This window comes from uncultured Cedecea sp., assembly GCF_947498825.1.
Taxonomy (GTDB): domain Bacteria; phylum Pseudomonadota; class Gammaproteobacteria; order Enterobacterales; family Enterobacteriaceae; genus JGM124.
Genome location: NZ_CANMLV010000005.1, coordinates 92340 through 113972 on the forward strand (window position 1 = coordinate 92340; position 21633 = coordinate 113972).

A 21633-nucleotide genomic window follows, 5' to 3' on the forward strand; every position below is an offset into this window, starting at 1 on the left:
TTTCCTTATTCATCCGTTAAATCATCGCGATTGTTATGGCTGCTTTGGGCCAGAGCAGACAGCTCGGATCTGAGTTCTGCGCTTAACGCCGGGTCGAGTAGAATTTTTTCCAGTTCTTTACGGAATTCCTGGTTGTCCAACAGGTTCGCCTTTAAATCACGCAGCAAATTACGCATGGAAAGCATGGCTCTCAGCTGTGGTATTTGCCGGGAAACCTGTTCAGGAGAAAAATCGCTCATACTCTGGAATGTCAGACTGACATTGTTTTCACTATTATCATCTGCAAGGGTATTTTTAACGGCCAGATTTACTTTTGGAGAATATTCGGAAAGAACGGCATCAAAGTTATTTTTATTCACATTAATTTTTTTACGCTCTGATAATAATGCCGATTCCTGACCATGACTAAAATCACCGGCAATAAGCAATTTCAGTGGAAGTTCTGTTTTTTTACTTGCCCCACCCGTATGTAAATCAAGCTTTAGATTGATACGTGATTTTGGCACTTCGTTCTGGAAACTGTCAGCCATGTCATAATCCTTTATTTTATCGCTGTATATATTTTCCGTACTTCAGCTTTCGAAAATCATAATAGAACAAGGATATTAAAAAAATCAAATTTATAAACAATTAAAACAATCAATTTGTATAAATAAAATTTTCAACTAAAAAACAATAACAAAACCTGCTCTCACACAAATCATAAGCATAGAGAAATAATATATCCACCATAAGATATTTTATATTTTATTGATATCAAATCCCTGCCACAGAAAATTAGCACCCTTATTTAATAAGATAAACGTCATGAAATATACCCCCTAAATAATATGACTTGTTTATAGCATGAAGGATATCGAAAATAAGTTTATATATTCCAATAGCAAGTATTGAATTTGCAGTCAGGAAACAGGGCAAACAGAACTGACTTTGACATGGCTTGTTTTTCCGCTCCCGCCTCTCAACTCTATTTACAATCTTCATGAGGAGGGGGCATTCTCAGTAACAGGCAGAGAAATCTGATTTTTCTGCTGTTTACATTCACTTATGAACTATCTTCCTGAATCCGGTACTAAGTTGCTAATACAGAATACAGACAGAGTTAAGTACAGAGGCAGCACAATGCAAAAAATGACCAAATCTTTATGTTCCATCGGCTGGGCTATCTACCTGTTAAGCGGTACAGCCCAGGCTGCAGGCTGGCAAGATAAACTCAGTGGTGCCGCTACCGATCTGTTAGGCAATGCTTCAGGCAGTAATACCACCAGTACGACCGATGGGGGGCTTTCTCTTGGTACCATCACCCAACTACTTGGTGGTGGTAATAATGCCGTTGCCTCTGGCACTATGACTAACGCAACAGGTGTGCTGGAATACTGCGCCAAAAATAAAATTGTTAACAATGTAAACAACTTAACTGACAGCCTACAGTCCAAGCTAGGCCTGAACAATAATGCCAGTCAGTCTAAAGACACGAACTACCTACAGGGAGTTGCCGGGTTATTGAATACAGGCAGTAACCAAAAACTGGATCTCAATGCACTCGGGGAGACCGACCTGGGTAAACAGTTAAAAACCAAAGCCTGTAATGTGGTTCTGGACCAGGGAAAATCCTATCTCGGTCTCTAATATATACGTCGAATCAAATAGATATACCCGTCATACTTCAAGTTGCGTCGATGTTACCTGCGTCCAGCCCGCCGAATCACAGAGTTTATCTATGCTCATCGACGGGCTGAACTGAAAGCCCAGGAGCAACTCGAATTATTTTGGGTATAAACAGTGTGATTCGACGGCATAAACACCGTTAACACTTCATACAGTGGACGTACGGATATCACACTCTGCTGAGCTACTGGCTTCAGCATGATTTCAAATCTTTACCTCTATCGCAGCCCCTCATTCTGACGATTCAATGCCAGCATTGATAGCGGGTTGCAACATCGTCAGCTTCCGCACACTTATTTTTTACATTTTGTGGTATCACTACCAAAAGATAAAATAAATGATAACAGGGTTTAATAAATGTGGCAGACGCGCGCACTGGAACTAAACAATCAAGCGTACTGGAACTGGGATAAAGCTTGTAAACTAATAGAATATGCCGTTTCCTATGAGTTCAACACCATTATTGTCGGACAGGCGGACTTGTTCAACAAACTGGTCTCTCCCAAGGGTTATACTCCTCATAATTACAATGATTATATTTCCAGTCAGCAGCGTGCACGTTGCGTTTACCTGAATCGACTTGCTAAGCGCTGTCAGAGCAAAGGGCTACGTTTTTATCTGCAAGCGAAGGAATTAAGTTTTCCTACAGATTTGCTGTGCGCTCATCCCTATCTCTTCGATGCCGAAAGAGGGGTGCGGTTCGATGCAGACTTTTGGTGTCGTTATCTTGCAGATAAAGTCTCGCTTATTTGCCAGCAAATTCCTTCTTTGAGTGGCCTTCTGGTCGCTATTTCCAATACTGATGGTCTGCTTCCTGTATCGCGCCCCAACTGGGAGTTATCCGGGGACAATTACGATAAAGTCAGCGATGCCCGAAGCCTGTCGCTCTATAGCCGCTGTTTCGCCGCTCTTGCAAAAGCGCTGGAGAATGAAAGCAAACATCTGGTTCTTCGGGTTTTCCCTGCCGGAAATCATGACCTCGATAATGTGCTCGACGCTATTCGTCCACTCCCTGAGAACGTGGGCGTCTCAATAAAAGTGACACCAGAACGTTTCTGGCCCTCTTTTCCTAATAACCCGGCGTTGCTGGCTGTGAATGACCGGGAAGTTTGGGTGGATTTAGATTTGGTGGGTGAAGAAGTGGGTTGGGGTATTTTTCCTTATCTACGGATTAACGAGTTGCAGGGACGCCTGTTGTGGTGTCGTAGTAATCCTGCAATACGTGGTGCAGTTTGTAAAACCAGTTGGGAAGGCGTTGATAACCACTGGGTAATGGGAACATTGAGTGAATGTAATCTGTTTGCTTGCAGCCGTATGTTACGCGGTAATCATCCCGCACTCACACAGTCTCAGTTACTTATGCTCTGGCTTGATGAAAGCTATGGCTGGCGTCCTGAACCCGGAACATTTGCTGAGTTTAGTACGCTGATGGAACAAGCCGGGCAAGTGTTATACCAGGCTATCTATGTACGTGACCATGTCTTCCATCGTCACAGTCAAGTGCCGGAAAGTTATGGTCAGGCAGTATGGAGTCTCTACGGACAGCTAAACCGTAATCACTGGTTACCAGGTTCCGGGCGCGATATCACTTTTAGCGCTAAAGACGTTGAGCGTTCAGCCTCTTGCCTCGCGCTTATTGCGACTGAAAAAGATGAGACTCGCAACAGTATCGCTATCTTGCATAAACAGGCTCTGTTTTTTGCAGAAACAGCGCAGTTTCCCTGGGCTTTAAAGCAGCGCTGGCTGGAAGAGTGGCAGGGATTTGCGCTCTACTGCCAACTATTTCTGCATGCTCAGAAGGCATTTTTTACGCTGCATTTTGCCCGAGAGGTTGAGAATAGCTGGAGTATGCGTGAAATCAGTCTGATTAATATTCAGGAGCTGTACCGCTGCGCTGCTGAAATGGACGATTACTGTTCCCGACATGCGGATGCTTCCCCAGGCTTACATGTTCTGTTCGATGTCTCGCGGGTGATGGCTCTGGCGGATAGTTTCAGTGAAGAGCTCCGGGGATTGAAAGAATAGCCGTTTCACGCATAACCAGCAGAACGCGATTTTGGTGTGATATAAATCACACCAAATTTCTTAGCCTGAAATTTTTTGTGATGCGCTTCGCAATGATATTTTTGCTGCACGCCAAAAGTTTGATGGAAATCACGTTACAAGTCCCCCTCCCTCCTGCTTTGTGAGATGCCATCCATATCTCACGAATACCTTTAATCCACTGCTCGACGGATATAACAAAGCGATTGATGATACGCGCTGAATAAATCTGTCCTGCAGGAGATAAAGAAAATATGTCACAAGGTGACTGGCAATTAGCACAGGGCGAGGCGCTGACGCGTTTTCTCTTCTCAGCGGCCACAATGCAGCGTTTTGCTGAGTTTTATACCGGTGAAATCACCGATCCTGCTATAGATTATCACTTTCGTAACGGGGCGGGCCCACAGAATGAGTCTTTCTGTCGTCGTGTGTTTCGACAAACACATGCCCTGCGTATTATCGAACCGACCCAGGCTCCAGCCTGCGAGGAAATGACGCTTCCCGGCCCCAATCATTCTGTTTCCTTTTCTGATTTCTCTCATCTGGCGTTTCACGCCCAACGCTGGCTGAAAGTCGATTTGTTTGCCCCTGCCGACGGCGAATTTCGTTTTCGTCTGGGTACCTGTGGTGGGGTGCGAATTTGGCATACGCAAAACCAAATAGCCTGTTTTACCCCCTTTACCCGAAATACCATGCAGTACTGCGAGATGGCACTTCCACTGAACGCGGGCAAAAACAGTCTACTGATACACCTTGATGAACTGTTTGAACGAGACACAATATTTTCCCTGAGCATGGTTTACCTGGACGCACTGACACTGGGTGTCGGGTTGCCCGGTATTGAGGGGCAATCTGCTGACGCATTAATTCAGTTTGTCAGTGGCTTACGCCCGGAACTGTCTGTTTTTAACCACGCTGTACGCATTCACTGTAATGTTCCAACTCTGGATGATACGACCCTACGTGGAGAGATCCGGGGTATGGGCAACGACAACTTTCAGGCGCAATTCATTGATTTCGGTAAGCTCAATCCCGGGGAGCGAGAATTAACCCTCCAGCTACCACAGACGATCGGAGAGGCACACTATCAGTTACGCCTGACGCTGCAACGCGGCGCAGAATTACTGACCCGCAGCATTGGCATCAATATCATGCCAGAAATCCCGACGGTAACGACGGCAGAGACACTGGCCGGACGCAAGCTGGAATCTCTGCGCTATACCGCTGCCCACGGCATGGATAGAACCTGTCGCTTACTGGCGATGATGCACCTTCATGAATACGGTCCACAGTGTGAAAGCTTACTGAACAGTACACTGCAACGGATCAGCGCCCGCGAAGACTGCTCTGATTTCTCGTTGGTACCATTACTGTGGATTTGGCGTTATCACCAGGGGGAACATTTTCCTGCACCACTGTGGCGTCGGGTAAAATCTACGGTACTGGGATACCGTTACTGGCTGGACGAATTAGGCTGTGACGTAATGTGGTTCTGGAGTGAGAATCACGCCCTGTGTTTTCATACCGCGCAATATCTGGCAGGACAATGCTTCCCCGATGAGCGTTTTATTGCCTCCGGTCGTTATGGCCGACAACAACAAGCGATTGCCGAAACTCGACTGTTGCAGTGGTTTGATGCTGTGGAAGAACATGGCTTCGTCGAGTGGAACTCTGCTCCCTATTATCCAGTGGACTACATTGGGCTGTTCGCGCTCTGGCAAATGGCCGAGAGTGAAATCCTACGCACACGAGCAGGTCAGTGTATAGACCGATTGATGTTACTGAGTGCCTTACATTATCAACAGGGTATTGCAGCAGGCACTATGGGGCGGGTGTATGAAAAAGAGTTACTGGCAGGAAGTCTGACAGAACTGTCAGCCTATGGCGCCGTCGCCTGGGGCAAGGGTAGCTATAATCGCAAATGCGCTTCGTTGCCAATGTTCTGTGCCAGCGATTATGTCCCTTCGGCCGTAACCCAACAGTATGCCGATATGGATACAGGAGAACTCACTGCATGGTACCGCTGTGGTGGCGGTAACATCGTGGTGTGGAAAGCCCCTGAGGTTATCTTATCTTCATGTGTCGACCATCTCACGGATTTGCCTGGCCATCAGCAACATCTGATCGATCTGCAGTTCGCTTCATGTGCGGAAGCCCGAATCTGGATTAACCATCCGGGAGAAGATGAACCGGGAGGCGAAAAGCGTCCTTCATTCTGGGCTGGCAATGGCACGATGCCCAAAGTTGAGCAACGAGAAAATCGTCTGTTAGCACAATGGAATATTGACGATAAAGATGCCCTGCCTTGGACCCATATTCATCTTCCCGTCCACGCCTTTGACCAAGTGATTAATACCGACTGTACACGTCTGGTTCGGGCAGGTAACGCTTTTGCCCTTATTCTCTGCTCTGTTCCCCTGCACAGCATCGAAAAAGGATTAACCGCGGGAAGAGAGTGCCGGGCGATGGGACGGCAACCTCGCTGGTATATCGAGGTCGGCTATGGCGACGATCAGGCTTTCGCCACCTTCGCTTCATATGCAATGACACTTGTACTTGATACGCATTTTTCGCTGGCGGATAACGCGCCTTGTTTCCCACAACTTGACGGCAGTGGGCCACTGATTCTCATCAATGGGGTTCAGGCATGAACAGAGAGCAACTGATGAACACCCTGGGGAGCGTAGTACAAGGGTTCTGTCGCCTGAAAAACCTGCATGACATAGGCCAGAATGATGGCTTCACTATTCACTTTGAGGAGTGGGAGTGGGAAGTGGGTATCGGGCTGTATGGCTTCTGGCATTATGCTGAATTTAAAAAAGATACCGGGCTAAAACAAGCAGTACTCAACTGGTATGAAAAGCAGATAGCCAAAGGACTACCAGAGATTCAAATTAATACCACCTCACCAATGATAGTCCTGGCCTTGCTGGCCGGAGAATATCAGCGCCCAGACCTGCTGCAAAGAGTCAACGCCTGGGCTGACGCCCTGCTGCGTGATTTGCCAAGAACGGAAGAAGGTGGCCTGCAACATGTTGTCAAAGAGCAGGCCAATACAGGCCAACTCTGGGATGATACGCTCTTTATGACTGGCTTGTTTCTGGGCGTTGCTGGCGTGGTACTAAAACGTCGTGATTTAATTGATGAAGCGGAATATCAGTTTCTGCTTCATACCCGCTACCTTAGCGATCCGGCAAGCGGACTCTGGTATCACGGCTGGACCTTCGTCGACAAACACCATTTTGCCGGTGTTTTCTGGGGCCGCGGTAACGCCTGGATAACCATGGTTATTCCCGAATTTATTGCTCTGCTGGGAGAAAATCTTTCTCCATCTATACGCCATTTCCTGACACAGGTCGTCGTCCGGCAGGTCGATACCCTGTGTGCGCTACAAGCTAAAAATGGCATGTGGCACACCGTGCTCGATGACCCCATGTCACCACAGGAATCATCCGCCACAGCAGCCATCGCCTACGGCATATTGCGCGGTGTACGTATGGGTATTCTGGATAAAGCAGTAAGCGTTTATGCGCTACGTGCATTTAACGCCGTGATGGCGCGCATTGATGAAAAAGGCATTGTTCTCGAAGCATCGCGCGGCACCATGCTGGGCTGGGATATTCAGTATTACTGCGATATTGCCATGGCCCCTGTTCCCTATGCTCAGGCCTTAACCATGTTGCTACTACTGGAGACAGAACAAGGCAACTGGCTGAGCGATATAAAACCTCTGTGACCTCATCTTCTAAGACTGATAGCCTGGAGATAATAATAAATGAAAAAACGCAATATCATGGGTGCCTTTCAGATTTTTGGTGGCGCAATGGCCGTCCCGATAGCCTTTCTGCCCTTTACCGGCTTGCTGCTGGCCGTCACCAATATTCTTACGATGCCGAGTATCATGGGGGAACTTGCCAGTCCGGATTCCAATTTTTATAAAGTGATGACTCTGCTGAAGTCCGGTGGCTGGACAATTTTCCGTAATTTCCCACTGTTATTCTGTATGGCGCTACCTATTGGCCTGGCAAAATCAGCTCAGGCGCGTGCCGCCCTGGTTGCCTTATTCTCCTATATGGCATTCAACTATTTCACCAACGGTATGCTCACGTTTTGGGGTGCTGATTTTGGTGTTGATTTTAACCAGGAAGTGGGCGGTCAAAGTGGACTCGCCCTGGTAGGCGGAATCAAAACACTGGATACCAGTATTGTCTTTTCACTGCTGGTGGGTGGAATCGTCACCTGGATCCATAACCGCTTTTTTGACAAAAAATTGCACGACTACCTCGCCATTTTTCAGGGTATGGCGTTGGTGTTTATTATTGCCTTCTTTACCATGATCCCGCTGGCTTACCTGACCTGCCTTATCTGGCCTAAAGTGCAGTTAGGTATCAATGCCATGCAAACTTTCTATATTGAAGCGGATGTTTTCGGTATCGGACTGTTCGCTTTTGTGGAACGTATTCTGGTACCAACCGGATTACACCGCTTTGTTTACTTCCCGTTCTTCTTTGGCCCTGCGGTCGTGGATGGCGGTTTGTACACACACTGGATTGAAAACGTCTCAACTTATGCGGCATCAACCGTACCATTACGCGAGCAGTTCCCGCAGGGGGGATATTCACTCTACGGTAATATCAGTGTCTTCTGTTCACTGGGTGCCGGATTAGCGATTTATGCCACCGCAAATAAGAGTCAGAAAAAAGTGGTCGCAGCCCTGGTGATCCCAGCGATCATTACCGCGATGAGTGTCGGGATCACAGAACCTATCGAATTTACCTATCTGTTTATTTCACCTCTGCTTTATTTACTGAATGCCTTGATCGGGGCTGTGCTCTGTATGGTGCTTTATCTTGCCGGTGTTGTCGGTTTTATGGGCGGCGGAATGAACGATATGATCCTGTTTAACTGGATCTTCTATTCACAAAATCACGCCCATTTGATCTGGATCCATCTGGCTATCGGCTTTGGCTTTGCTGCAATAAACTTTGCCGTTTTCCGTTATGTCATTCTGCGATTCAATATCATGACACCGGGACGCGGTGAAGAAGGTCAAGAAGTTCGTCTTTATTCGAAACAGGATTACCGTGATAAGCAGGCAGCTGTCCCTGCGGTGTCCCGTGGGAAGTCATCCGATCAGGAAAAGGCTATCGCGATTCTGCGCTGCGTGGGTGGCAGCAATAACGTTGATACTATCAGTAACTGTCAGACCCGATTGCGTCTGGTGATTAATGATCCTGCTCTGGTGGCGGATGATGCAACGTTAAAGCAGGCAGGAGCATTGGGTGTCGTGCGTAAAGGCCATAATCTGCAGATTATTATTGGTCTGTCAGTCAGCGTACTGCGCGAATACTTTGAACAAGAAGTGATAGCAGAACGGGCTGCTGTTCAAGATAAAACCGACCCGGCATTTGCTAAATAGGAGCTGCCAGCAATGAAATATCATTTTTTATCAGGTGCGCTTCTGCTAATAACCGGTAGTACCACCGGACTGGCGCAATCCACCACACCACATCAGGTGGCATTTATGCCTGATATTCACTTTCATGATGTGTATGGTGAATTTAAAGATGGCAGTTTTCATGGTCTGGAGAATAGCCAAAGTGGCAAACAGGCGACTATCCGTACCATGTATGCCCAGCTCACATCAACACGGTTGTTCAATGAAAACTACTTTGCCCTGCGTGCAGCGCTGGATGATGCCGGTCGTAAAGGTGTAAAAATTATTGCACTGCCTGGTGACTTCAGTGACGACGGGCAGTCGGTCCATCTGCGTGGTCTGGTAAAAGTACTGCATGAATATGAGCAAAAATATGGCATGCGCTTTTTCGCTACGCCAGGCAATCACGATCCTAATCGCCCTTTTGATATGCCGGGTGGTAAAAGTGATTATCTGGGTGAAGGGGGGAGAAATCAGGCCATTTATAGCCGGGGAATGAAAGCCTGTAAAACCTATAGCGGGGAAAGTGCCGTACTGGATACGGGTGAAGAGCTACCGGTAATTTGTAGTGAAGAAGTCGCTCACCGCGGCTATGAATACATTCTCGGTACTATGGCAGATTTTGGTCTGGACCCACGTGAACAGGATATCTACTGGGAAACGCCCTACAGCAACTATAAGTACAACGAATACAGCTATGCCAAAGCCCAAAAAGCCAGCCTGTTTGCCGAACGCCAATATGAAATTTGTGCTCAGGGAACCGGCGGGAGTTATCGCCAGGCAGATTACGGTCCCTGTTTTAACGTGACCGATAGCAGCTATCTGGTCGAGCCTGTTCCCGGCTTATGGCTGATGGCGGTGGATGCAAACGTCTATCTGCCTAAAACGGATGCAGACCCGTCACATGCCAGTGCGGTAAGTTTCTCCGGTTCCGGTGATGCCGGGTATAACAAAATGCTGACGCATAAACAGCAAACCATCGCCTGGATGGCTTCGGTCGCCAAGCGTGCGAAAGAGCAGAACAAGACCCTGTTAACCTTCAGCCATTTCCCGATGGTGGAATTTGATAACGGTGCTGCCCCTGAGCTTGCAGCTATCTTCGGCAAAGGAAAGTTTCAGCTAAAACGCGCCCCACAGGAAGACACTTCCCATGCGCTGGCGAAAACCGGCATTGGTATTCATATTGGCGGTCATATGCATTTCAATGATACAGGGGTGCGCAAATATGATGATGGCTCGATACTGTTTAATATTCAGGCTCCTTCTATGGCAGCTTATGTTCCCGCCTATAAGATAGTCAGCACCCAAAGTCCAGTTACCATGACAGTAAAAACCGTGGTACTGGATAAAGTGCCGCAGTTTAATGAACTGTTCGAACACTATCAGACTGAGTGGGATCACTTACAGGCAACACATTCGCCGAAATTGTGGAATAAAGATATTTTGCAGGCCAGTAATTACTATGATTTTACCAACTGGCATATTCGCGAACTGGCGCGTCTGCGTTTTATTCCCGATGAATGGCCTTGTGCCATCCGTCAGCAACTATTCAGTCTGAATGGGGCGGATATGTTAATTCTGAGTCAGCTTGATAACCACACGCCTTATCAAGAGATCATGAAAACACCGCTGCCAGCGGAAAATAAGGTCTGTGATAAAGGAGAAACGCCTGAGCGAGTCAATGTCGCACAACATTACCTGCAAAAAGATAACCAGAAATGGCTGACCGCCCAAGAAAGAGCAGAAAAACTGGCACATGATGCAGGAATGCAGTTAGCGGATTTCAGTGACTGGGATGGCTATGCGCTGGCAACAGATGTTTATCGACTGCGTAATGCTGATGAACTGGCGCTGGCAGATATTTCACCCCAGCGTTTACGGCAATACCAATTACTGACGCGTCAGTTAGCTCAGAGCTTACCAGCAAACCCTGAGAAACTCTCCGCCCATGACAGTTTTGAGACCGTCTTCCGCTTACGTTTTGCGAGTCTTTTTTCAGTGATTGATAAATACCTGCACGGCGCACCGTCGAAAAATTTCTCTCTCAATACGGCGACAGGTGAGATTCACTCCCTTTAACAGGGCTGAGGATGATATGGATTGCTATAGGCCATATCATCCTCTTTTCGTTTTACTTGGCAGTCTGTGGTCTGACACAGCATAATAGAAATGTTGAATAATAATTATTGCCATTTCTATGAATATTTCACTCAGTCGCCGACATTTTTTACTGCTTTCTGCCAGCGCTTCTCTGGCTGCAATGTTACCTGAAATGTCTTATGCCGCTCAGCCGGACACCACCAGGATTATTGCGCTTGAATGGCGACCCATTGAGATGCTTATCGCCTGCGGTGTGATGCCTATGGGAGTGGCCGATAAACAAAACTACCACCGCTGGGTTTCTGAACCAGCACTGCCTGAGTCAGTGATTGACGTCGGGTTACGTAATGAACCTAACTATGAATTGATGTCTCGTATGCAGCCCTCCCTTTTCGTGATTTCTTCAGGTTTTGGGCTCGGAGCAAAAGAACTTGCTACTATTGCCCCTTGCTGGGAAACCTCATTTTATGATGAACACGGACATCCTTTAACGCTGCTTGAAACCGAGATTTTGCGCTTAGGAACAGTTCTGGGGGCCGAATCTGAGGCGAAAAATCATCTTGAGCATTTTCATCACCATATTGATAAAACCAAAGCCATGCTTCCTCCAGTGAACAAACCATTGGTTATTTTTTCCTTCCTTGATAGTCAGCGGGTAATGATTTTTGGTCAGCAGAGTTTGTTTAACGATCTGTTAAGTCGTCTTGGACTGCACAATGCATGGGACGGTAAAACTAATCGTTGGGGAAGTGCGATTGTCGGTATTGAAACATTAGTCAATCTTGAAGGCGCTATCGGTCTGTGTTTAACCCATGGAGATGACGATCCGGTTTACTCTCTCGCGGGCTCTGCACTGTGGCAAGTGATGCCCTTCGTTCGCGACAAACAATTGCATTTGCTGCCTGCGGTCTGGTTCTATGGTGGCAGTTATTCGGCTATGCGGTTTTGTGATTTATTGCCGGAGGCTCTGTGCGTCTAGTCAGTGCGTTAGTGTGTGCATTCGCGCTTTTTTTAACCGGCGTTAACTTTGTACAACTTCTCCCGGCTGCTCAATGGTGGCAAGCAGTTTCAGCTCCTGAAGTGACACAAGTCCAACAAATGCTTTTCCATTACAGTCTGCTACCGAGGACAGTCTTAGCCTTAATTGCGGGTGCCGGTCTTGGCCTTGCCGGATGCCTGTTCCAGCATATTTTGCGTAATCCACTCGCAGAGCCTGCTACGCTCGGTGTTGCCTCGGGTGCTCAGCTTGGCCTTACGCTGGCGACACTATTATGGGTGCAATCCACAGAAACTGAACGTCAGCTGGCTGCTTTGGCGGGTGCGGTATTAGTAGGCGGGATCGTTTTAGCGACGGCCTGGGGTAAACGAATGTCCCCTGTCACGCTGATACTCGCCGGTCTGATTATGGGGCTGTATTGTGGCGCCGTGAAAAGTGTACTGACGCTGTTTAACCATGAAAGACTACAAAATGTCTTTATCTGGAGCAGTGGGATGCTGAACCAGTATGACTGGTCAGCAGTGACCTTTTTATGGCCGCGCCTGCTGATTATTACGCTCTGTATTCTGCTACTGATCCGCCCTCTGAGCCTGCTTTCTCTGGATGACAGTGTGTTACGAGGTCTCGGGTTAAAACTGACCTTAGTCCGGGTGGTCGGTTTACTTTTTGCTATCGTTATCAGTGCACTGCTGGTCAGCCGCATCGGTATCATTGGCTTTATTGGTCTTTTTGCACCCACCATTGCAGGGCTGCTGGGGGTACGTCGCTTTCTACCGCGCCTATTCGCTTCTATGTTGGCTGGTGCGCTACTGCTACTTATCAGCGATCAGCTAGTGATTTGGATGAGCCGTGTATGGCTAACCTTACCCACCGGGGCGATTACCGCCTTTATTGGCGCCCCACTGATGCTTGCCCTGTTACCGAAATTAAAACACCGCCGACTCAGCACTGAAGCGGTTCCTGCTCCGGCAGTTGAGCATCGTCTGAGTATCAATCTGGTCGCCATTTCGCTCATATTACTCTGTGTTACTGTCTTGCTTGCTCTGGGTCTGGGGCGTGAAAGTGAAGGCTGGTTCTTTAGCTTACAAGAGATGTGGCAATGGCGCTGGCCACGCGTACTTGCGGCTCTGGCTGCCGGAGCGATGCTCGCCGCGGCAGGGATGTTGGTTCAGCGTATGACCGGTAACCCGATGGCCAGTCCTGAAGTACTGGGGGTCAGCAGTGGAGCAGCCTGCGCTATCGTTATTTTAGCCTTAGTCGCACCAGGCAGTAGCATAGCCTGGCAACTGCCTGCCGGTTTTTCCGGCGCAGCACTTACGCTGTTATTAATGGTGCTCTTGACCCGGAGTGGACTTTCCCCGACCCGATTGCTGCTGACTGGCGTGGCGCTGAGTACCGTATTTGCCACGTTCCTGACACTCTATCTCGCCAGCGGAGACCCTCAGGTCGGTAAAATATTAACCTGGATATCCGGCTCAACATGGAAAGTTACAGCTGAACAAGCGTTACTGAGCGGAGTCATGGCACTGGTGGTGATTAGCGCTATCCCGTTAGTGCGTCGCTGGCTGACATTACTGCCTTTAGGTGAGGAAGCGGCGCGTTCACAAGGTGTGAACCTTACCCGCTCAAGGCTGATAATCCTGATGATAGCGGCAGTGCTGGTTGCTGCTGCCACACTCTGCGTAGGTCCACTCAGCTTTATTGGTCTGATGGCCCCTCATATGGCACGAATGCTCGGTTTCAGACGAACAATGCCGCAGTTATTTACAGCAGTATTACTGGGTATGGGGCTGATGCTGATAGCGGACTGGCTGGGCCGAACGTTGCTTTTCCCTTTTCAAATTCCAGCGGGTTTACTCGCCACGCTTTGTGGTGGGCCTTATTTTGTCTGGCTGCTACGTAAAAACTGAGCGTAATATCTCTACCTTTTGGTATATGATAACGACAATCTTAAAGTGAATCACTATCATTACCATTAACAGGACATTGCTATGCCCCGCTCGACCAATACAACCAGAGCCTTTCCCTTTGCACCTTTGTTTGTGCTGATATCCGGCAGTCTTGGTTACTTAACAGCAGCCTCAGCAGAGACCACACCTTCAGCTAATACGGCCCAGACCGAAGACAATATCACCGTAGTCGCCAAGCCAGCCGATACGTTCCGTTCAGGCGGTGATGAGTTGGTACCTGCTTACTTAGATGGTCAGGTCGCAAATGGCGGACGGTTAGGAATTCTTGGTCAGCAGGATGCACGTAATGTCCCGTTTAATGTGATTGGCTATACCTCGAAAATGATTGCCGATAAGCAGGCGAATAGCCTGAGCGATATCATTCGTAATGATGTCACTATTCAACCGGTACGTGGCTATGGCAATTTCGGCGAGTCTTATCGCGTACGTGGCTTTTTACTTGATGGTGATGATATTTCTTATGGTGGCTTGTACGGCGTGCTGCCTCGCCAGGTAACCAGTACTGCACTGGCTGAGCGTATTGAAGTGATTAAAGGTTCCACCGCATTTCTTAATGGCGTACCTCCTGGTGGATCTGGCGTTGGCGGGGCTATCAACGTTGAACCCAAGCGTGCGGACTCAGTGCCTGATTTACAGCTTGGTGTCGATTATACTGGGGCTTCACAAGTGGGCGGGCATGTTGATGCAGGCCGCCGTTTTGGTGAGGATGACCGCTGGGGAGTTCGCGTCAATGCGCTGCATCGCGAGGGGGAAAGCCAAATCCACGATCAGAAAAACCGCACTTCTCTGGCAAGCGTTGGCTTAGATTATAAGGGTGACAAATTACGCAGCTCTCTGGATGCAGGCTACCAAAAACAGACCGTTCATCACGGAAGAATTGGTGTCGGATTGGGGACTGCCACAGAAATTCCTGCCGTTCCTGATAATCGCACTAACTACAGTCAGCCTTGGGTCTATACCGATATGCAGACACGCTTTGCGGCCCTGCGCAGTGAGTATGATATGACCAGTGACTGGACGCTTTATGGCGGTTTTGGAACCAGTGAAAATGACGAGAAAGGGAATTACAGTACACCTAAACTCATCAATAATCAGGGCGATACCAATCAAACTCGACTAACCACCCGCTATATTGCTGACTCCTATTCCGGTATGACTGGGGTGCGCGGTAAATTTGACACCGGGGCTATCAGCCACAATGTCAACCTGGGTTATTCTGGCGTGTATCGTAAAACGCGTGCGGCCTATACGATGTCCGCGTCAAAAACACCGGAAGGTAACAATATTTACCATCCGTGGCCGGTGCCTTACCCTGAAACCAGCTTATCCGCGAGTGATTTAGGCGACCCGACCATTCGTAGCCGGACCATCAACAACGGGATCTCGTTGTCAGATACATTATCCGCACTGGACGACAAAGTGCATTTAACCGTAGGCGCCAGACGCCAGGAAATTCGGATACGTAATTACAGCTACGCTGGCGTAGAGGATCCCAAAACGCGCTTTGATGCCTTTAAGTTCACGCCAGTCTACGGCCTTGTTTTCAAGCCCTGGGAACCCGTCTCTCTCTATGCGAACCATATTGAAGCGCTACAACCGGGCCCGACTGCACCAACACGCGCACTTAACGCTGGCAATGTTATTGGTGTCGTCCAGTCCAAACAGAACGAAATTGGCGTGAAAATGGACTTCGACCGCGTCGGCGGTAGCTTAGCCTTGTTCGAAATTAAAAAACCGGTCGGTCTTATTGATGCCAATGGCCTTTATGGTCTGTATGGTGAGCAACGTAGCCGGGGTGCTGAGCTGAATGTCTTTGGTGAGCCGGTCTATGGTGTACGCTTACTGGGCAGTGCGCTTTGGATTGACCCCACTCTGACGAAAGCCGTTGATAAATCGAATAACGGCAACGATGCTGTAGGTGTACCGCGTTATTCGTGGTCTGTGGGCGGAGAATGGGATCTGCCTTGGGTGCGTAACCTAACCGCCACTGGGACCTTGACCCGTACAGGTTCACAATATGCGAATGCAACCAACAGTCTCAAACTCAATGGCTGGACGCGACTAGATATGGGGGTACGTTATACGTTGCCTGTTAACACCCAGACCGTCACCCTGCGCGCTAATATCGAAAACGTTACTGACGAAAAATACTGGGCTTCGGTTGATGACAGCGGCACATATATTACTCAGAGCGAACCTCGTACTCTGAAACTCTCCGCCACAATCGATTTCTAATCCCTTATCAGGCTGCCTGGAAGCAGAAGGCAGCCTGATAATCTCAATAATCAAACAGTGAAAAGAGTGTCAACGGAATAGCAACGCGGAAAAATAGATTCTGGTCGGGCTACAGATAATCAGGGATATGTAGTTAAATAGGGTGAGTTAAAGAGCACTTTCCTGTGGGCTGTTATAAGGAAAAATATGAAGGTACTTCATAAACCTACCGAGCGCGTTTTAGTTATTCTGGAAACACTGGCCAACGTAGATGGAATGACGCTCTCGGAGCTGTCGCTCAAAACGGATATTTCAAAGGGCACTATTTTCCCCATCCTCAAATCATTACAGCAACGAAAATACATCAGTTACGATAGCAGTAACGGTATTTATACCCTTGGTATCTCATGTGCAGTCCTTGCCAGCTCTACCGTCGAAAAAGAGTTCTGGATTAAAATGATCAATAGCGAGATGCATACGGTAGTCAATGAATGCAATGAGGTTTGCCAGCTCGGAATTCTGGATGATGCCTGGGTACTCTATGTCGATAAAGTACAGGGGGATCAAACCGTACAGTTGGTTTCTAAGATAGGCACTCGCCTGCCTGCAATCTGTTCCGCACTGGGGAAATCACTACTGCATAAACACAGTGATGAAGATATTCTGGAACTTTATCCACAAGGCTTTCCCTCCATTACTGCGCGCAGCGTAACCAATATTGCCCAGCTTCGTCAGCAGTTAGAACAAGTTAACGCCAACGGTTATGCTATGGATAACCGGGAAATTAACGACGATACCATCTGCTTCGCCGTCCCTTTGCAACAAAAAGATATCATACTGGCAGCCATCAGCGTCTCGCTGCCCTCTTTCCGCGCCACTGATGAAAAAATACAGCAAGTTATCGGTTCATTAAAAGGAGCAAAAGAGCGTATCGAAAACGTACTGAACAAATTACCCGATATAAAAAACTACTGATTGATCCGTAAACTATGCCGCAGGAATTGTGATTACCCACACAATTACAATATTTAATTATTCACTGTGGCATCTGACCATTCCGTCTATTTCTCCATCAATTCATTAAGTTAATTAATTATCCGGCCACCTTTCCGCCATTTGACTTCAAATCGGTGGCGTGTTTATTTGTACTTGATCATAAATACAAACAACGTTCGCATATGCGAACAAAGAGGTGAGGTATGCAAAGTCGTTATATTACCCCTGCTGTAACCGTTTTTGACGAACATGGCAGATTAGATCCGGAAGGGAATTTCCGTCTGTACGACTTCATTCAAAAAAGCGTATCGGGATTTGTCGTTATGGGCAGTACCGGCGAGTTTTTCTCTCTGGATATGAAAACATCTCGCCAAATTATTCATATGGCATCTGAATTTCCACGAGATGGAATAAAAGCCTATGCGGGAACCAGCCGTATGGATATTAATGAGTGCGTGGAACTGGCAAACTATGCTCATGAGTGTGGCCTTGATGGCGTCATGATTATCAGTCCATGGTACTTCCGCCTGACTGATGAAAGTATTTATACATTTTACAGTCAGATAGCTCGCCGTACTGCCGCTAAAATTTTTATCTATAATTTCCCGGACCGTACCGGTTATTCCGTTTCACCAGAAGTCTGTTTGAGGCTTGCCAGAGAGTTTCCGAATATTATCGGCCTGAAAGATACTATTCCGGATACCAACCATACTTCGCAAATTATTCGTTTAGTCAAATCTGAACTACCGCAATTTGAAGTGTATGCCGGTTATGACAATAACTTTGCGCACAATATCTTATCCGGGGGAAATGGCTGTATCGGTGGGCTATCCAATATTTGTCCTGAGATATTCCGTGACTGGATACAGGCATTTAACGATAACGACCTCAGTAAGGTTTATCTGTATCAACAAAAAGTAGATGCATTAATGGATATTTATAGCGTTAACGACCCGTTTATTCCTACTTTCAAAAAAGCATTACAATTGCGCGGTATTATTCAGTCCGACCGCTGCACACAACCGTTTAGCACACTATCAACCTGCCAGAGCGAAAATATTCAGCAGATACTTTCCCGTGCTGGTATTGAAATTAATGCCTGATCCTAACACGGAGGTATTATGAAAAAAATTACGGCTTACGATAATCCAATCTTAAATTCCGCCATCAGTAAATCATGGAAGCGTCTGGTTCCGCTGATGTTTATTTTATACTTCATCGCCTTTATCGACAGGGTAAACGTGGGGTTTGCCAAAGAAGCGATGCAGGTGGATATTGGACTATCTAATTCCGCCTTCGCTCTCGGGGCGGGGATATTTTTCGCCGCCTATGCGCTATTTGGTATTCCCGCCAACCTGATTCTGAATAAGATTGGAGCGCAGAAATGGTTAAGTATTACCACCGCCCTGTGGGGGGTACTTTCTGCCCTCACCGGCTTGGTTCAGACAGAAACCCAGTTTATTGTCCTGCGTTTTTTACTGGGATTAGGTGAGGCAGGTTTTTATCCCGGCATTCTGTTGCTGGCTTCTATCTACTTTCCCAATAAAGTTCGGGCATCCGTGATAGGTATCTTCGTACTCGGTGTCCCCCTGGCGCTAACCTTAGGTTCACCTATCTCCGGTGCTCTTCTGGAAATGCACGGATTCCTCGGCCAGCCGGGTTGGTTCTGGATGTTCTTTATCGAAGGGATCCCGGCTGTCATCATGGGGATCTTTGCCTGGTTCTGGCTTGATGACACCCCAGCCAAAGCGCGCTTTCTGACCTCGGAAGAAAAAACGGCGCTCATTACACAGCTTCAAAATGAGCAGCAACAGACAGAGACCAGCAGCGTCAGTACTGCTCTGAAAAGCCTGAAAGTCTGGCACCTGGCACTCATCTACGGCACCATCCAGATCAGCGTTTATGGCCTCATGTTCTTTTTGCCTTCGCAGGTTGCATCATTGATGGGGTCAACGCTTGGCTTTAAAGAATCATTAGTTGCCGCCATTCCCTGGGCCTGCTCTGCTTTCGGAGTCTATTACATTCCGCGTCTGGCAGATAAAATGCCGGCCCATCGAGTTCTCATTTCAGTTATCTGCATGCTGGCAGCGGCATTAGGTCTGTTTGTTTCTGCCTGGTCGGGTCCGGTGCTGGCGATTGCCGCCCTGTCACTGTCAGCGATCGGATTTCTTTCTGTACAACCTATTTTCTGGACCTTTCCGGCACAAATTGTGTCAGGTACAGCACTGGCCGCCAGTATCGGTTTTTGCACCACTATGGGCGCATTTTGTAGCTTCCTGGCACCAATGATTCGTGTAGAGGTCGACACCTTCTTCAGTAACGACTCGGCTGGTCTGGTCGCACTATCTCTCATCACTCTCTGCTGCGCGGCGCTTATTGCTGCACTCGCCAGAAAGAAAGAGACAATCAACGTCGAAATCCTGCATCACTAACGAGCTGATGTGCCTATCACAAAGGATAAATAAAATGCAGACCATCTTAAAAATTGACCCTGATGATAACTTAATCGTTGCGCTACAAAACTTACACAAAGGTCAGCAGGTGCACTGGAATGACGAACAGTACGTTCTGCGTAGCAATGTCAAAGCCAAACATAAGTTTGCTACTCATGATGTTAATCCCGGTGATATCGTTTCTCTGTACGGCGTTCCGGTTGGTAAAGCAACGCAGCCCATTGCCCGCGGTGAGGCGATCACTACCGAGAATATCAAACACTACGCGGCTCCGGTTTCGCTTGATGATACCGCTCCCTATAGCTGGCAGCAGCCGGATGTCTCAGCCTGGCAATCACGTACCTTCCAGGGGATCGTCCGTGAAGATGGTCGAGTTGCTACGGCAAACTACTGGCTAGTTATTCCATTGGTGTTCTGTGAAAACCGCAACGTTCAGCGCGTCACTGATGCGCTGAACGACGCCCTCGGCTATGCCAATAACAGTCTGAAAAATTTTGCTCGCCAGATAACTTCGGCGGGGGACTTAAACGATACACGGCACCTTCCCTTCCCTCACCTTGACGGTATCCGCTGTATTACCGTTAATTCAGGCTGCGGCGGTGCGACCTCAGACAGTATGACCCTGTGCGATGTCCTTGCAGCCTATTCCAATCATCCTAATGTTCTCGGCGTCACCGTCTTTGCTCTGGGTTGTGAAAAAGCACGAATTGTCGATTTCAAAGCAGCACTTGCGAAGCTAAATCCGGACTTCAACAAGCCGGTTATCTACTTCAGACAGCAGGACTGGAATAGCGAAGAAAAAATGATGCAAGATGCATTAACCCAAACCTATAACGCGATTCGTGAAGCTCCCGTCGATAAACGCCAGCAGGTTCCGCTTTCTCAGCTAAAAATCGGTGTGAAATGTGGCGCTTCGGATGGTTTTTCAGGGATCAGTGCTAACCCGGCAATGGGTGAGGTTTCTGACCGTCTTATCGCGCTGGGAGGGGCTTCCGGACTGGCAGAATTCCCGGAACTGTGCGGTGCAGAAGGAGATATCGTGCAGCGTTGCACAAGTCGCGAACTAAAAGAAAAGTTTCTGTCATTGATGAAGAACTATGAAAATATCGCCAACTTTTTCGGTACCACCATCGCCGATAACCCCAGTCCGGGAAATATCGCCGATGGACTGATTACTGATGCTATCAAATCTGCCGGAGCGGCGAAAAAAGGGGGAAGGGCCCCCGTTAGCGCAGTATGCGACTATGCCGAGCCAATGGCTAATAGCGGCCTTTCACTCGTCTGTACGCCGGGCAATGATGTAGATGCCGTGACGGGGCTGGTCGCCGCAGGATGCAATATCGTTATTTTCTCCACCGGACTCGGCACCCCGACAGGTAACCCTATTGTTCCGGTTATCAAGGTTTCTACCAACTCCGAACTGGCAAAAAAGATGCCGGATATTATCGATTATGACTGTGGACCGATTATCGGAGGAACACCGCTCTCAGAAATCGCTGATGGGTTGTTTGAGAAGGTCATTGCCACCGCCAGCGGAGCCTGGCGAACCAAGGCGGATGCGCTTGAACAATTTGATTTTATGATGTGGAAACGGTCTCTGGAGCTTTAGGTATCCAGCAATATATCTGGAAAAAGTAATAAAGTGCCTTTCCAAACATAAAAGAGCCTGAATTCGGCAAAGTACCAAATTCAGGCCCGAATGATTATCAGATAAAACACCAATATTATCGGAGGTTTACAGATACCATTTTTTCA

At 48.0% G+C, this 21633-nt stretch carries 14 protein-coding genes; 13 read left to right on the forward strand and 1 reads right to left on the reverse strand.

Annotation, left to right across the window (positions count from 1 at the left end; translation table 11 throughout):
* Positions 1-5: 5 nt before the first annotated feature.
* Positions 6-530, reverse strand: a complete 525-nt coding sequence (gene tssB / locus Q1A40_RS07945; RefSeq protein ID WP_299999052.1) for a type VI secretion system contractile sheath small subunit — start codon at positions 528-530, stop codon at positions 6-8.
* Between the two features lie 592 nt (positions 531-1122).
* Here tssB and Q1A40_RS07950 point away from each other — a divergent pair.
* The 13 genes from Q1A40_RS07950 (at position 1123) to Q1A40_RS08010 (ending at position 21487) form a co-directional block, all read left to right on the forward strand.
* Positions 1123-1629: a DUF2501 domain-containing protein gene (locus Q1A40_RS07950; protein ID WP_299999054.1), complete on the forward strand. Its 507-nt coding sequence runs from the start codon at positions 1123-1125 to the stop codon at positions 1627-1629.
* Positions 1630-2025: 396 nt separating this feature from the next.
* Complete coding sequence (locus Q1A40_RS07955) at positions 2026-3693, forward strand: hypothetical protein (RefSeq protein WP_299999057.1); 1668 nt, start codon at positions 2026-2028, stop codon at positions 3691-3693.
* Between the two features lie 272 nt (positions 3694-3965).
* Positions 3966-6362 (forward strand): hypothetical protein, encoded by a 2397-nt coding sequence (locus Q1A40_RS07960; protein WP_299999058.1) that lies wholly within the window; start codon positions 3966-3968, stop codon positions 6360-6362.
* Positions 6359-7447, forward strand: coding sequence for a glycoside hydrolase family 88 protein (locus tag Q1A40_RS07965; protein ID WP_299999060.1), 1089 nt, complete (start codon positions 6359-6361; stop codon positions 7445-7447). The genes Q1A40_RS07960 and Q1A40_RS07965 overlap by 4 nt, the downstream gene beginning before the upstream one ends.
* Before the next feature lie 39 nt (positions 7448-7486).
* Positions 7487-9130 carry an alpha-glucoside-specific PTS transporter subunit IIBC gene (locus Q1A40_RS07970; protein WP_299999062.1) on the forward strand — a complete coding sequence of 548 codons (1644 nt, stop codon included), beginning with the start codon at positions 7487-7489 and terminating at the stop codon, positions 9128-9130.
* Between the two features lie 12 nt (positions 9131-9142).
* On the forward strand, positions 9143-11227 hold the full coding sequence (locus Q1A40_RS07975) for a metallophosphoesterase (RefSeq protein ID WP_299999066.1): 2085 nt from the start codon (positions 9143-9145) through the stop codon (positions 11225-11227).
* A gap of 118 nt (positions 11228-11345) precedes the next feature.
* Entirely contained in the window at positions 11346-12227 is an 882-nt protein-coding gene (gene fhuD, locus Q1A40_RS07980; protein WP_299999068.1) for a Fe(3+)-hydroxamate ABC transporter substrate-binding protein FhuD, read from the forward strand.
* Positions 12218-14155 (forward strand): Fe(3+)-hydroxamate ABC transporter permease FhuB, encoded by a 1938-nt coding sequence (gene fhuB / locus Q1A40_RS07985; protein WP_299999070.1) that lies wholly within the window; start codon positions 12218-12220, stop codon positions 14153-14155. Before fhuD ends, fhuB begins: the two co-directional genes overlap by 10 nt.
* Positions 14156-14236: 81 nt before the next feature.
* Positions 14237-16450: a TonB-dependent siderophore receptor gene (locus tag Q1A40_RS07990; protein ID WP_299999071.1), complete on the forward strand. Its 2214-nt coding sequence runs from the start codon at positions 14237-14239 to the stop codon at positions 16448-16450.
* 186 nt (positions 16451-16636) lie between these two features.
* Positions 16637-17404, forward strand: a complete 768-nt coding sequence (locus tag Q1A40_RS07995) for an IclR family transcriptional regulator (RefSeq protein WP_299999073.1) — start codon at positions 16637-16639, stop codon at positions 17402-17404.
* A gap of 224 nt (positions 17405-17628) precedes the next feature.
* Positions 17629-18528 (forward strand): dihydrodipicolinate synthase family protein, encoded by a 900-nt coding sequence (locus tag Q1A40_RS08000; RefSeq protein WP_299999075.1) that lies wholly within the window; start codon positions 17629-17631, stop codon positions 18526-18528.
* Positions 18529-18546: 18 nt separating this feature from the next.
* Complete coding sequence (locus tag Q1A40_RS08005) at positions 18547-19857, forward strand: MFS transporter (RefSeq protein WP_299999078.1); 1311 nt, start codon at positions 18547-18549, stop codon at positions 19855-19857.
* 34 nt (positions 19858-19891) lie between these two features.
* Entirely contained in the window at positions 19892-21487 is a 1596-nt protein-coding gene (locus tag Q1A40_RS08010; protein WP_299999079.1) for a UxaA family hydrolase, read from the forward strand.
* Positions 21488-21633: the final 146 nt, after the last annotated feature.